Below are 12520 nucleotides of genomic sequence, written 5' to 3'. Positions count from 1 at the left end.
CGTTAATGTTCAGGACTGGCTTTTATAAGCGGCTTGGCTGCTGTTTATAAACACCTGCCACGAGGATTTATCGGCTGGATAATGTGAACTGTTAAGGTGACAGATATGGAAGATGGTAAGATAGCTCTTTATATGCATGCAGGAAGCGGTAACCACGGCTGTGAAGCCATTGTGCGGTCGCTTACAGACCTTCTGTATGAAGGCGGTCATAAAGGCAGGCCCCTTGTCATGACCAATGACAGAAATGAAGACCTGATCTATATGACCGAGGATAAGTGCGTCTTTAAGGAAGAGCAGCACATGGACAGGCATTTTTGGGCCCATGTCCTCTATTATATTTACAGGAAGATAAGCGGAGATAAGGAATCCTTTCTCAGATACAGATTCAGGGACATGCTGGAATATGCTCCGGACCTTGCTATATCCATAGGAGGAGATACATACTGCTATGAGAGTATGGTGGAGGATATCATGCTGGCTAATTCCATGCTGACAAAGAGGGGGATAAAGACCATTCTCCTTGGCTGCAGCGTGGAGCCTTCACTTGTGAAAAGGGCGGATATCGTAAAGGATATGCAGCGCTACGAGAAGATATTTGCCAGAGAGAGCATCACCTACAATGCCCTTCTTGATGCAGGGCTTACAAGGGATAAGGTAGAACTCATACCCGATCCTGCTTTTACCATGTTCTATAGCGAGCTTCCTCTGCCTGAAGGCTGGAAAGAGGCTAATACCATAGGCCTTAATCTCAGTCCCCTTATCGGTGATTATGCCAGGGACAAGGATACAGCCCTTAGCTGCTATGAGGGCCTTATAGAGTATCTTATAGAGAATACGGATAGTGCGATTGCCCTGATCCCTCACGTGGTTTGGGACAGGAGTAATGACATGATCCCTTTGGAGAAGCTCTATAACCGTTTCTATGATACAGGCAGGGTGATCCTTCTTGGCGATCACACAGCGCCTGAGCTAAAGGGCTATATCAGGAGACTAAAGCTCTTTATAGGTGCCAGGACTCATGCTACTATAGCAGCATATTCATCCTGTGTGCCTACTCTTGTCATCGGTTATTCTGTTAAGGCCAGGGGCATAGCAAGAGACCTCTTTGGCAGGGAAAAGGACTATGTCCTTCCTGTGCAGGAGCTTGAGGACCCCAGGCAGCTTATAGAAGGCTATAAATGGCTGGATAGCCACAGGGATGAGATCAAAACACATCTTGAAGATATCATGCCTGCATATATAGAAAGGAGCAGATGCTGCGGACAGGCAGTTTCCCGGATCCTGAGAGGATAGGTAATGATACTGCTTTGGAGCGGCTTTGATCATAATTATTGCCCGGCTGATGGGAAAATGTGCGAATGCATTTTAATGTGTTGACACTCTCATCATACGGGTGATATGATGACATTGCTTAGAGATAGAGGTTGCGTGTTTTATCAGTAAGTCTTTTGATGCTGCAGCGGTAATAGAGAAAGACTGAAAGGAAAATGCGCCGAAAGGTCCGAATTGCTGTGATTCGGGTTCTTGGGCATACATCTAAAAGGTGTATGACTGTCATCGTATTTTTTGATGGTGCGCTATCCGGAAAATCATTGCAGAAGTGGATTTTGATGGATGAGCGCGTTGGTGCTCATTTTTTTTACGTGTTTTTTTACAAGGCAAAAGCCAAAAGGAGGAAGTTATGGCAGTTTTTAAGGGTTCGGGAGTAGCAATCGCAACACCTTTTTACGAGGATGGTTCTGTTAATTATGAGGAGTTTGACAGACTGATCGAGTTTCAGATCGCTGAGGGTACAGATGCGATCATAGTATGCGGCACCACAGGTGAAGCTGCTACTATGTCAGAAGAAGAGCATATGCAGGTTGTCAAGCACTGTATCGATAAGGTAGCTCACAGGATCCCTGTTATTGCCGGCACAGGCTCTAATTGCACCATGACTGCCGTTAATCTGTCCAAGGAGGCTGAGAGCTACGGAGCTGACGCCCTTTTGTGCGTGACTCCTTATTATAACAAGGCTACACAGGAAGGTCTGATCGCTCATTTCTCTGCTATTGCTGATGCGGTATCCATACCGATCATCATGTACAATGTACCCAGCAGGACAGGCTGCAATATCCAGCCTGCAACAGCTGCATATCTGGTAGAGCACAAGAAGAATATCGTAGGCATCAAGGATGCTACAGGTAATCTTGCAGCAGCTGCTGAGCTGATGCATATATGCAGCGACATCGATGTATATTCAGGTAACGACGAAGAGGTAGTGCCTCTTATGTCACTGGGCGGAGTAGGCGTTATTTCTGTACTGGCCAACATAGCTCCCAGGCAGACTCATGAGATGTGTGCTCTGGCACTGGCTGGTGATTTTGCAGGAGCCAGGAAGATCCAGCTGGATGCAGTGCCTCTTATCAAGGCTCTCTTCTCAGAGGTCAATCCTATCCCTGTAAAGCAGGCTATCACAAATCTGGGCTTTAATGCAGGTCCCCTTCGTCTGCCCCTTACAAAGATAAGTGACGAGCATGCTGCTCAGCTTCAGAAGGCAATGGATGACTTTGGGATCAAGAAGATTTCATAAGTTGAGCCCTCATTGACCACGACCAACTGGAATAAGATCAGGTGAGCAGATTAAAATAGATCTAGAAGCCAATTTGTTTATTACTAAGGAGACAACCATGGTAAGAGTGATCATGAACGGTTACAGTGGCAGGATGGGACAGGTGATCGCATCCCTTGCCGAAAATGATGAGAATGTAGAGATAGTGGCAGCTGTAGATGTTATCAGAAAAGAGGGTGTGAAGATCCCCTTCTACAGCAGTCTGGAAGAAGTAAAAGAAGAAGCTGACGTAGTAATAGACTTCTCCACAGCAGCTATTACAGATAAGGTTCTGGATACCTGTGCTGAGAAAAATCTGCCCCTGGTACTGTGCACCACAGGACTTTCTGATGAGCAGCTCTCCCATATGAAGGAAACAGCAGGAAAGATCGCAATCCTTCGATCTGCCAATATGTCAGTGGGTGTCAACGTACTCATGAGGGTATTAAAGGAAGCTGCAGCTACCCTTTCAGCCGCAGGCTTTGATATGGAGATAGTGGAAAAGCATCATAATCAGAAACTGGATGCCCCCAGTGGTACAGCACTGTCTCTTGCAGAGGCGATCAATGAGGGCGCAGGCGGAGACTATGAATTTGTATATGACCGTTCAGCAAGAAGAGAGAAGAGACCTCATAAGGAGATCGGTATCTCGTCTGTAAGAGGCGGAACTATTGTAGGCGATCATGATGTGATCTTCGCCGGAATGGATGAAGTCATCACCTTCTCTCACAGGGCATATTCAAGAGGTATATTTGGTAAGGGCGCTCTGGAAGCTGCCAAGTACCTGGCCGGTAAAGCTGCCGGTATCTATGATATGTCAGATGTGATAGGCGGCTGAATATAGATAAGGAGCGGCGGTATGCGTTTCAGGCCCTGTATAGACATACATAACGGCAATGTAAAGCAGATTGTAGGCGGAAGCCTTAAGGATGATGCAGATTATGCAAGGGATAATTATGTATCAGACAGGGACGGTGCCTATTACAGCGACCTCTATTATGAAAAAGGACTAAGGGGCGGACATGTGATCCTCTTAAATCATGAGGGAAGTCCCTATTATGAAGAGAGCAGGAGACAGATGGAGCTTGCTCTCTCTGCACATCCCGGCTTTCTGCAGGCAGGAGGCGGCGTGAATCCTGAGAATGCGGAAGAACTCTTAAATGCAGGCGCTTCTCATGTGATAGTTACCTCATATGTATTTAGAGACGGACATATAGATATGGCGCGCCTTGACAGGATGCTGAGCGCCGTGGGCAGAGAGCACCTGGTCCTGGACCTCTCCTGTAAGGAGAAGGACGGCGAGTATTATATAGTGACAGACCGCTGGCAGAAGATGACAGATACAGTGATGAATACTGCTACGCTGGATGAGTTGTCCTCGTATTGCGATGAGTTCCTGGTGCATGCAGCAGACGTGGAAGGTATGCAGAAGGGCATATCAGAGTCTGTGGCAGCTATCCTTGGAGCCTGGGCGCGTAAACCCATCACCTATGCAGGCGGTGTCCACAGCATAGAGGATATCCATAAGCTTGGGGATATAGGACAGGGAAGGATAGACGTGACGGTGGGATCCGCACTTGATATATTCGGTGGACCACTTTCTATGGAAAAAGTAATAGAGGCTACAGAGAGCATAAGATAAAACAGAAAACCGGAGCGGTAAAACCGCTCCGGTTTATTTAGGAGTAAAATAAATCAATCATGCTTTATGTTAAGGCGGACCTTAATGAAAGCTTACATCCTTACTATAGGTTGGATGCCCTTGATCATCCTCCAACTGGTACTATGAAGCTTTTGGATAAATCAAAGCTTGTTTACGTTAACTGCCTGAGGTCCTTTTTCGCCCTGGATTACGTCATACTCTACAGAAGCGCCTTCGTCAAGAGACTTGAAGCCTTCCATGTTGAGTCCTGAATAGTGAACGAATACATCGTTTCCAGCTTCATCAGAGATGAAACCATAACCCTTCTGATTGTTGAACCACTTAACTGTACCTTTGTTCATTGTAATACCTCCACTGGATAAATAAAAAATTAACTCTGATGTTGTGTCAAACGATATACCGTCTATAGCCAATATATAGTTATAACCAACAAGCTTAGGTTATCACAAAGAAAAGTAAAAGTAAAGACGATTTTATATATAACATACAAACTGTTTAGTGAAAAAAGGCTGACAATTGGCGAAAAATGCCTATATTCTTTACTTTTAGACTTTAACATGTTAAAATCCCATCTTTGACAGTCTAAATGCGAGGAACCGCAGTAATTATGCGGAAACCTCGCATTATTTTTTGGTAAAAGTGTAGCTATATATTATTACTTTTTCTTGGATTCACGGATGACTTTCTTCATGCTTAGGTCAGTAAGAATCTCATAGTCTGTGCGGAATCCAGCGGTCTCATGAAGCGCATCTGTCAGGTTTGTTCTTGTGTATGATGGGATATATCCACGTTTTTCTCCGGGGCGGTACATGTTCATGTCCCTGAGGGTGTGGACTATATCTTCGCAGGTATACTGTTCGCCCAATCTTTTTTCAAGCAGTCTGTATATGAAGAGTGATATAAAGCAGGTCAGGAAATGCGCTTTTATCCTGTCTTCCCGTTGAAGGTAAACGGGTCTTGCCTTGAACTCGGTTTTCATTATCCGGAAGCATTCTTCTATTTCCCAGCGTTTCTTATTGATGTGTATCACTTCAGCAACATTCATGTCATCAAGATTGGTACAAACTGCGTAGAATCCATCATATTTTTCTTCTTCAGCTATGATGTCTGTCTTGAGATATGGAACTTCTTTTGTACATGCCTCGCCATCTTCAGTCATGACTTCCTTTCCGATAAATCTGTGTGGATCATTCTGATTCTTGGGACGCTGTTTATATTTTCCGCTGTTGATAATAGCTGTTGCCCTGTCTACTTGCCCCTGCCTGATCTTACGCTGATAGATTTTGTATTTGGGAGAGTAGGAGACTATAAGGTGCTGCTCTAGAGGCTTTGCTCCCTGTCTTATTTTTCTTCCTGAAAGATCTTCTTTTATCCATCTGTCTTTGTAGAAAATCTTATCGTAGAACTCAGACTCATCAATCTCTTCGATGTTGTAAATAGTAGCGTCTCCAATGATGTGCCAGCCGGAAGGGTCAAGAGCAAACTCTTTGAGGTGTTCCGGAAGCTGCTTGACAGACTGTGTTGTAATAAAGCTTCTCAGGCGCTCACCGTTGATGGATTTGTCATTGAATTTTCGATTGCTTTTGGAGGACAATCCAGCATCTGTGCAAACAATGATCTGATCAAGTCCATAGTCCTTAAGAATCTTCTTTTCAAGAGGCTTTAGAGTAGGTTGCTCATTCTTATTTCCAGGATATATGTCAAATGCAAGAGGAATTCCATCATAATCCATAAACAGTCCCATTCCGACGATTGGCAGTGGCTGATGCTGCTTGGATTTGCCATATTTCCTTAAATCGTCTGCTTCTTCAAGCTCAAAGAAATAGTTTGTGCAGTCGTAATACAGTACGTCACTTCTGCGTTCTAATACTTTCTGGCTGTTCTTGTAGAGCTCAGCCTGTATAAAGTCGTTCTCCTCGGCGAGGATGGAAAGAGCACGGTAAATATCATGAAGTTCAAATGATGGCTGTTCAATGAATGATGCCGCAAGCTTGTTGGATGACAGCTTTGATGACGGGAAGATCACTCTTGTGTATACAAGTTTGGAAAGTATGTCGTTTAGGTCATACTCAAAAAGGTGACGAGAAGATATCTTACTACAAATCTTATCAAGGCCCAGGCTGTAGTAGATGTCCTGGAGGAAGAGATATCCGCAGTTGAATGTTTTCTGCTCGTTCTTTTTGATGAGTTTGGAAGGTGCATAGCTGAGGATTATTTCCTTCTGTTCTTCATACTCCCTGCGGTTGAGTTCATTTACGTATTCCTGTGCCCAGGCGTAAGGATCCTGCCCTTTGGCTTTTGCCTTTACTTCATCAAGGTTGCCAAGCTTTTCTACGGTAACAGTTGTGACAGAGCCGTTTGACTTTCGGATAGTTTTCTGAACATAGAATGATGCAGAATTTTTGGATTTGCTTACTGTTAGTTTCATACTGATATCCTCCAACCCTTATTATACCATATATAGCTACATATAGCCACATATAAAGTGATAAAATTTGACAAAAAAATAAGACTGAAATATCAGTCTTTATGCGGGATTGAGGGGTATAATGAACTAAGATTTATGAGGCTGGACTGTCAAACTTCCGAGATGAAACCATAACCCTTCTGATTGTTGAACCACTTAACTGTACCTTTGTTCATTGTAATACCTCCACTGGATAAATAAAAAATTAACTCTGATGTTGTGTCAAACGATATACCGTCTATAGCCAATATATAGTTATAACCAACAAGCTTAGGTTATCACAAAGAAAAGTAAAAGTAAAGACGATTTTATATATAACATACAAACTGTTTAGTGAAAAAAGGCTGACAATTGGCGAAAAATGCCTATATTCTTTACTTTTAGACTTTAACATGTTAAAATGCTTATGGAGTGAAGCAGTAACGAAATAATATGATACAATTGTTTGCTCCTTATTATCCAAATTGGAGGGTTAATCTCAATGAATAAGAAAATACATACAGATTCTGTTGACCATTTGTTTGAAGCTGTACTCTGTCTGCAGAATAAGGAAGAGTGCTACAATTTCTTTGAGGATCTGTGTACTGTAAATGAGCTTTTGAGCCTTTCTCAGAGGTTTGAGGTGGCATCCATGCTCAGAGACCACAAAACATATCTGGAGATTGCTGAGAAGACCGGTGCTTCCACAGCTACCATCAGCCGTGTTAACAGGTCACTGAACTATGGTGATGACGGATATGAGATGGTCTTTGAGAGGATTCAGGACTGATAGGTCCGCTGGTTTTTGATAAGATATAGAACTGACCGCATAGATAGTCTTTGAGAAGACCTGGAACTGAGAGGTTCCAATAGGATCATATAAGCATATAAATATAAGAGGAGCTATGAAGAAATGATCTTTCATTTTTCATAGCTCCCTTTTTGCTTTTGAGGCTTACTCGGCGTCCTTGGAACCTACTGACCTTTCCTTAGCTGTCTGAGCTGAAGGAGCATCACTTGTCATGGTGCACTTGCCGGAGAATACAGCGTTTTCATCAATTACGATGCTCCTGCAGGTAATATCACCTGTAAGTCTTCCTGTATCGCTGATATCCAGCTTGCCGGCTGCGCAGTCTACGTTGCCTATTATTTCGCCTGCTACGAATACATTCTGTGCAGTTACATTGCCGTTTATTTTGCCGGCCTGGCCTATGATGAGACTTCCTTCGATACGGACGGTGCCGTTGATGGTGCCGTCTATTCTTGTAGTATCTCTGGCTGAAAAAGGTCCGTCGCAGACAGCGCCTTCACCGATGAGAGTCACTACCTTCTGGGCTTCGGTTTCATAGTTGCTGATTGGTGCAGGTTTGTTTTTGATGCCAAACATATTTGATCCTTTCCGCATATGAACTTACTATGCTCTGCGATAGTCATTCCTGTGCATATTCCTGCAGGATGCTTCATTTATCCGTTGATCTCTATCAAATCTTCGGGATTAACATACTCACCGTCCCTGGTGATCTGATATCCCAGTGTGCATTCATCATTAGTGAGCAGGAGACTGGTGCCTCTGCTTACAGCGCTGCCTTCCTTAACAAGGACGCTGCCGCTGCATCTGAAGATACTCACGTATCCGTTGCCGTGGTCGATAGAGATGGATTTACCGTATTTGGAATCAGCTGTAATAGTAGTCACAACGCCGTCGCCGGTTGATACCAGGATTGACTCTTTACCCAGCTTAAAGAAGAGAAGATAGTTGCCTTCCTCTGCATTATCCTTGCTGTCAGATGAGGTATCATCCTTTCTGAGCTCGTAGCTGGACTGGGTGGCCAGAGGAAATCCGGTAGGCATGGCCTGCGTATCCTGAGCTGCCAGATACTCATCCTTTTCCTTTGACAGATCGATAAAGGCTTTACTGATCTGATCAGCGGATGCCTGAAGCTCTTCCTTTTCAGAGCTGAGAGCAGAGTAATCGTCTGCCATTGTTGAGATCTGAGCATTGGCTTCATCCAGACTCTGTTCAAGAGCTGCCTTGTCCGCCTTGAGGTCTCTGTATCTCACTGTAACAAAGGTGATATAGCATACGACTGCCACCAATATGGCAAAAAGTGAGAAAGCCAGCACCTGAGTCGCCAGTGCATTCAAATGTAGCTTTTGTGTATTCCGGTCAGAATCGCCGGAAATGATCATAAAAGTATAGTGCCGCTTACGTCTGTGTTTACGCGGCTGCTTGTCTCTGGACATAAAACACCCTGCTTTCTAAAAACCCCTTTGCACATCCTGAGCAATACTCAGGATAGCATCCTGCGCCTGATGATGACTGCCTACCCAAGCAGCATCGGCGCTGCTTTTGTCCCTGATAAACATGTAAATGCGCCTATTTACGGCACATTCGTATCATACTATAGCATAAGCTTTTCTATATGGCAATAAAACTGTAATTATTCTGTAACATTTACACAATTTCATTGCGTCATTTTTGTTGAAAGCTTTAAGCTGGAGCTCAAAACAAGGTGCATTGAAATTTACCATTAAATAGAGTATGATAATTTGGTCTGTAGTTAATCAGACGCAAAAATTATATAAATACGGAGATTATTATTATGGCACTACTTAAACAGTGGAGAGACATGGCTTACTCTGAGACTGCCAATAAGGGCGATCTGCAGAGATTATGGACTGCTTATTTTCAGAAGGAAAAAGATATCTATGCTCAGCTTCTGACCAATCCTGATGAAGAAGTTAAAGGTACAGTCAAGGAACTGGCTGACAAGTATCAGGTAGATATAATGACAATGACAGGCTTCCTTGATGGTATCCAGGAGTCGCTCAAGGCTCCCAATGATATCGATGAGATGGAAGAGGATACACAGGTTAACCTGGTATTTGACAAAGAGCTGCTCTACAAGAACATGGTAGCCGCTGAAGCTGACTGGCTCTATGGCCTGGAGCAGTGGAATGACATCTTCGATGAGGATAAGAGAAAAGAGCTCTACAAGGAGCAGAAGAACTCCCGTACTGTAGTAAATGCTCCCAAGATCTATCCCAACGATCCCTGCCCCTGTGGATCCGGCAAGAAGTACAAGAAGTGCCACGGCAGGAATAAGGACTGATGCTATTGACATCAGCCAAAGTTATAGGCTAAACTTTTCATAACAGTTGGCAGATATATTATCTGTCTGATAATAGATGTAGGTGTCAGAAATATCTACTGACTCTTACGTCATCATATTTAAATCGTTGATGAGGACAGTAGGACAGGAATGGTATTCCAGAGAGTGCTGCAGGCTATGAGCCTTGCTGAGAGCAGCATATCCTGAACTGTTTGAAGACCACCTCTGAGAGGCTTTAATAGAGCACGCTGATCACGTTACGATCATAATTAAGTGGTCATCATATTATGATGGCAACAAGGGTGGAACCGCGCTTACACGTCCCTTGCGTTGTTATTAACGCAGGGGACGTTTTTTGTGTCGGAGGACCGGCAGGCAATCTGTGCCGTATACAGATCATTCAACCGGGATCCGTAAGATCGAACCTGCAGTTTCAAAGGATTGCCACAGGCAAAGAAGGAGGAAAAATGGATAAAGAGCAGTATTTGGAAGTCTACAGACATTCCCTGGCACATGTTCTTGCTAAGGCTGTAATGGAGATTTTTGGTAAGGAAAATGTTCAGATTGCTATAGGACCTCAGATCGCTGACGGTTTCTATTATGATTTTGAGCTTCCCAGAGCAGTATCTACAGATGATTTCAAGACCATTGAAGATAAGATGAGGGAGATCCTAAAGAGAAGGGAAGACTTCGTAAGGAAGGAAGTATCAAAGGCAGAAGCCCTGGAGATCTTCAAGGATCAGAGATTCAAGGTGGAGCTTATAGAGGACCTGCCTGAAGATGAGACTATCACTACATATAATACAGGTGATGACTTCATCGACCTCTGCAGAGGACCTCACGTAGAAAATGCTCAGGAACTGATGAATGCAGCATTTAAGATCAAGGCTGTATCCAGTGCATACTGGAGAGGCGATGAGAACAGGGATCAGCTACAGAGGATCTATGTATATGCATTCCCGGATAAGAATCAGCTCAAGGAACACCTTAAGCTCATCCAGGAAGCACTGGAGAGAGACCACAAGAAAATAGGTCCTGAACTTGAGCTCTTTATGTTCAACGAGACAGCTCCCGGTATGCCTTACTGGCTGCCCAGAGGCTGGAGGATGTATCAGAAGCTCCTGAAGTACTCCAGAGAGATCCAGGAAGCTCATCACTATCAGGAGATATCCGCTCCTCTTATCAATAACAAGAAGCTCTGGCTCATCAGCGGACACTGGGCTCACTATGTAAATAACATGTTCCTGGTACCCGGCGTAACAGATGGCACAAGTGCAACAGATACTATCTCTTCCGATGACAGCGCAGCAGCATTCTCCATTGAGACAGTAGATACCATGGCAGCTAAGCCCATGAACTGTCCTAATGCAATGATGACCTACAAGAGAACACTGCACTCATACAAAGAGCTGCCTATCCGCTTCAGCGAATATGATGTGCTCCATCGTAAGGAGAAATCCGGACAGATGAACGGACTCTTCAGAGTACAGGAGTTCCGTCAGGATGATGACCATACCTTCGTAACAGAGGATCAGATCAAGGATGAGATCATGGACATCATCAGCATCGCAGATGAGATCTACAAGACATTTGGTGTAACTTACAGAGCTGAGTTCTCTACAAGACCTGATGATTATATGGGTGATATTGAAGTATGGAACAAGGCTGAGGCTGCACTGAAGGCTATCCTGGATCAGAAGTACGGCGAAGGCGGCTATGAAATAAATGAAGGCGATGGAGCATTCTATGGACCTAAGATCGACCTTCAGATCAAGGATGCTCTGGGAAGAGAGTGGCAGTGCGGAACTGTACAGCTTGATTTCCAGCTTCCTCATAACTTTGAGCTTACATATCAGGATAAGGACGGTACATTAAAGCAGCCTGTAGTACTCCACAGAGCTATCTACGGATCACTGGAGAGATTCATTGGAATCATTATCGAGAACTTCAAGGGTATATTCCCCTTCTGGCTCTGCCCTTATCAGGTAGGCGTTGTTCCGATCCGTGAGGAGCACAATGAATACGCTCAGAAGGTTGTAGATGCGCTGACAGCCAACCACATCGACGTAGAGGCAGACTTCTCCGATACCAACATGAAGGAGAAGATCAAGAAGTTCAAGAATTACAAGGATCCCTATATCCTGGTAATCGGTGACAGGGAAGCTGCAGAAGGCACTGTATCTATCAACGTGCGCGGCTCCAATAAGCAGGTACAGAATGTACCCCTTGACAGATTTATTGAGGTCTGCAACGAACTTAACAGAAACCACACCCTGGAGCTTGCACAGGAATTCTAAGGTGGGGAAGAAAAATACGGAAAGCCGAAATTCGCATTGACTTTGGGGACGCTTTCGCTCCACTGCGCTTCGCAGCGGTACTAATGCCGCACAAAACGCGGCATAAGGACCGGCGAGCGCAGAGGCCCCATCGTCAAAGGCGAATTTCGGCTTCCCTTTTTTATCCCCAGCCTTAGGGGGCGAGACGATTTGAAATTTCGCAAGGAATACATATACCATCCCGTTAGATGTTGTATTATCCCTCCCTCTAATGGCAATAAAACAGGCCGGGATAAATGCACTTTTGACCCAAAGGGCCTCTTCGCTCGCCGGCACTTATGCCGCGTATTTTGCGGCATTAGTACCGCTGCGAAGCGAAGTGGAGCGAGAGCGTCCCTTTGGTCAATGTGCATTTATCCCGGCCGTCCTATC

The 12520-nt window shown here is 44.5% G+C and carries 12 protein-coding genes and 1 riboswitch; of the genes, 7 read left to right on the top strand and 5 right to left on the bottom strand.

The annotated features are described in order from the left end of the window. Positions 1–105: 105 nt before the first annotated feature. The 4 genes from G636_RS0103175 to hisA all read left to right on the top strand — a co-directional run bounded on the left by G636_RS0103175 (position 106) and on the right by hisA (position 4232). Entirely contained in the window at positions 106–1293 is a 1188-nt protein-coding gene (locus tag G636_RS0103175; RefSeq protein WP_026506837.1) for a polysaccharide pyruvyl transferase family protein, read from the top strand. Positions 1294–1410: 117 nt separating this feature from the next. Further along, positions 1411–1588: riboswitch (Lysine riboswitch) on the top strand. A gap of 93 nt (positions 1589–1681) precedes the next feature. Then, positions 1682–2572: a 4-hydroxy-tetrahydrodipicolinate synthase gene (gene dapA / locus G636_RS0103165; RefSeq protein WP_026506835.1), complete on the top strand. Its 891-nt coding sequence runs from the start codon at positions 1682–1684 to the stop codon at positions 2570–2572. 97 nt (positions 2573–2669) lie between these two features. Continuing rightward, entirely contained in the window at positions 2670–3428 is a 759-nt protein-coding gene (dapB, locus tag G636_RS0103160; protein ID WP_026506834.1) for a 4-hydroxy-tetrahydrodipicolinate reductase, read from the top strand. A 21-nt stretch (positions 3429–3449) separates the two neighbouring features. Then, on the top strand, positions 3450–4232 hold the full coding sequence (gene hisA / locus G636_RS0103155; RefSeq protein WP_026506833.1) for a phosphoribosylformimino-5-aminoimidazole carboxamide ribotide isomerase: 783 nt from the start codon (positions 3450–3452) through the stop codon (positions 4230–4232). 161 nt (positions 4233–4393) lie between these two features. Here hisA and G636_RS0103150 read toward each other — a convergent pair whose 3' ends face one another. The 3 genes from G636_RS0103150 to G636_RS21145 form a co-directional block, all read right to left on the bottom strand. Next, positions 4394–4594 carry a cold-shock protein gene (locus tag G636_RS0103150; RefSeq protein ID WP_022755461.1) on the bottom strand — a complete coding sequence of 67 codons (201 nt, stop codon included), beginning with the start codon at positions 4592–4594 and terminating at the stop codon, positions 4394–4396. Positions 4595–4908: 314 nt separating this feature from the next. Next, complete coding sequence (locus tag G636_RS0103145; RefSeq protein WP_026506832.1) at positions 4909–6681, bottom strand: IS1634 family transposase; 1773 nt, start codon at positions 6679–6681, stop codon at positions 4909–4911. Positions 6682–6830: 149 nt separating this feature from the next. Continuing rightward, a complete protein-coding gene (locus tag G636_RS21145) occupies positions 6831–6896 on the bottom strand; it encodes a cold-shock protein (RefSeq protein WP_155832312.1) in 66 nt (21 codons plus the stop codon). 305 nt (positions 6897–7201) lie between these two features. Here G636_RS21145 and G636_RS0103140 point away from each other — a divergent pair, with 305 nt between their 5' ends. Next, complete coding sequence (locus G636_RS0103140) at positions 7202–7489, top strand: YerC/YecD family TrpR-related protein (protein ID WP_026506831.1); 288 nt, start codon at positions 7202–7204, stop codon at positions 7487–7489. A gap of 165 nt (positions 7490–7654) precedes the next feature. Here the strand turns inward: G636_RS0103140 and G636_RS17130 are convergent, their stop codons facing one another. Beyond that, positions 7655–8104 carry a bactofilin family protein gene (locus G636_RS17130; protein WP_081668239.1) on the bottom strand — a complete coding sequence of 150 codons (450 nt, stop codon included), beginning with the start codon at positions 8102–8104 and terminating at the stop codon, positions 7655–7657. Positions 8105–8163: 59 nt separating this feature from the next. After that, complete coding sequence (locus tag G636_RS0103130; protein ID WP_026506830.1) at positions 8164–8943, bottom strand: peptidoglycan DD-metalloendopeptidase family protein; 780 nt, start codon at positions 8941–8943, stop codon at positions 8164–8166. 359 nt (positions 8944–9302) lie between these two features. Between G636_RS0103130 and G636_RS0103120 the strand changes: the two genes are divergently transcribed. Continuing rightward, on the top strand, positions 9303–9812 hold the full coding sequence (locus G636_RS0103120; protein WP_026506829.1) for an SEC-C metal-binding domain-containing protein: 510 nt from the start codon (positions 9303–9305) through the stop codon (positions 9810–9812). 467 nt (positions 9813–10279) lie between these two features. Continuing rightward, the gene (gene thrS, locus G636_RS0103115) at positions 10280–12109 is read left to right on the top strand and encodes a threonine--tRNA ligase (protein ID WP_026506828.1); all 1830 of its coding nucleotides are present in this window, start codon (positions 10280–10282) and stop codon (positions 12107–12109) included. The last annotated feature ends 411 nt before the right edge of the window (positions 12110–12520 follow it).

The organism is Butyrivibrio sp. MC2013 (assembly GCF_000424585.1).
In the GTDB taxonomy this organism is placed as follows: Bacteria; Bacillota; Clostridia; order Lachnospirales; family Lachnospiraceae; genus Butyrivibrio.
The sequence above is the reverse complement of the archived record's forward strand: the minus strand, read 5'-3'. Positions and strand labels throughout refer to the sequence as shown.

Excerpts from the sequence above, each read along its gene's own strand:
- G636_RS0103175 (WP_026506837.1), top strand. The coding sequence starts at position 106 with ATGGAAGATGGTAAGATAGCTCTTTATATGCATGCAGGAAGCGGTAAC.
- thrS (WP_026506828.1), top strand. The coding sequence starts at position 10,280 with ATGGATAAAGAGCAGTATTTGGAAGTCTACAGACATTCCCTGGCACAT.
- G636_RS0103145 (WP_026506832.1), bottom strand. The coding sequence starts at position 6,681 with ATGAAACTAACAGTAAGCAAATCCAAAAATTCTGCATCATTCTATGTT.
- G636_RS0103120 (WP_026506829.1), top strand. The coding sequence starts at position 9,303 with ATGGCACTACTTAAACAGTGGAGAGACATGGCTTACTCTGAGACTGCC.
- dapB (WP_026506834.1), top strand. The coding sequence starts at position 2,670 with ATGGTAAGAGTGATCATGAACGGTTACAGTGGCAGGATGGGACAGGTG.
- hisA (WP_026506833.1), top strand. The coding sequence starts at position 3,450 with ATGCGTTTCAGGCCCTGTATAGACATACATAACGGCAATGTAAAGCAG.
- G636_RS17130 (WP_081668239.1), bottom strand. The coding sequence starts at position 8,104 with ATGCGGAAAGGATCAAATATGTTTGGCATCAAAAACAAACCTGCACCA.
- G636_RS0103150 (WP_022755461.1), bottom strand. The coding sequence starts at position 4,594 with ATGAACAAAGGTACAGTTAAGTGGTTCAACAATCAGAAGGGTTATGGT.
- dapA (WP_026506835.1), top strand. The coding sequence starts at position 1,682 with ATGGCAGTTTTTAAGGGTTCGGGAGTAGCAATCGCAACACCTTTTTAC.
- G636_RS0103130 (WP_026506830.1), bottom strand. The coding sequence starts at position 8,943 with ATGTCCAGAGACAAGCAGCCGCGTAAACACAGACGTAAGCGGCACTAT.
- G636_RS0103140 (WP_026506831.1), top strand. The coding sequence starts at position 7,202 with ATGAATAAGAAAATACATACAGATTCTGTTGACCATTTGTTTGAAGCT.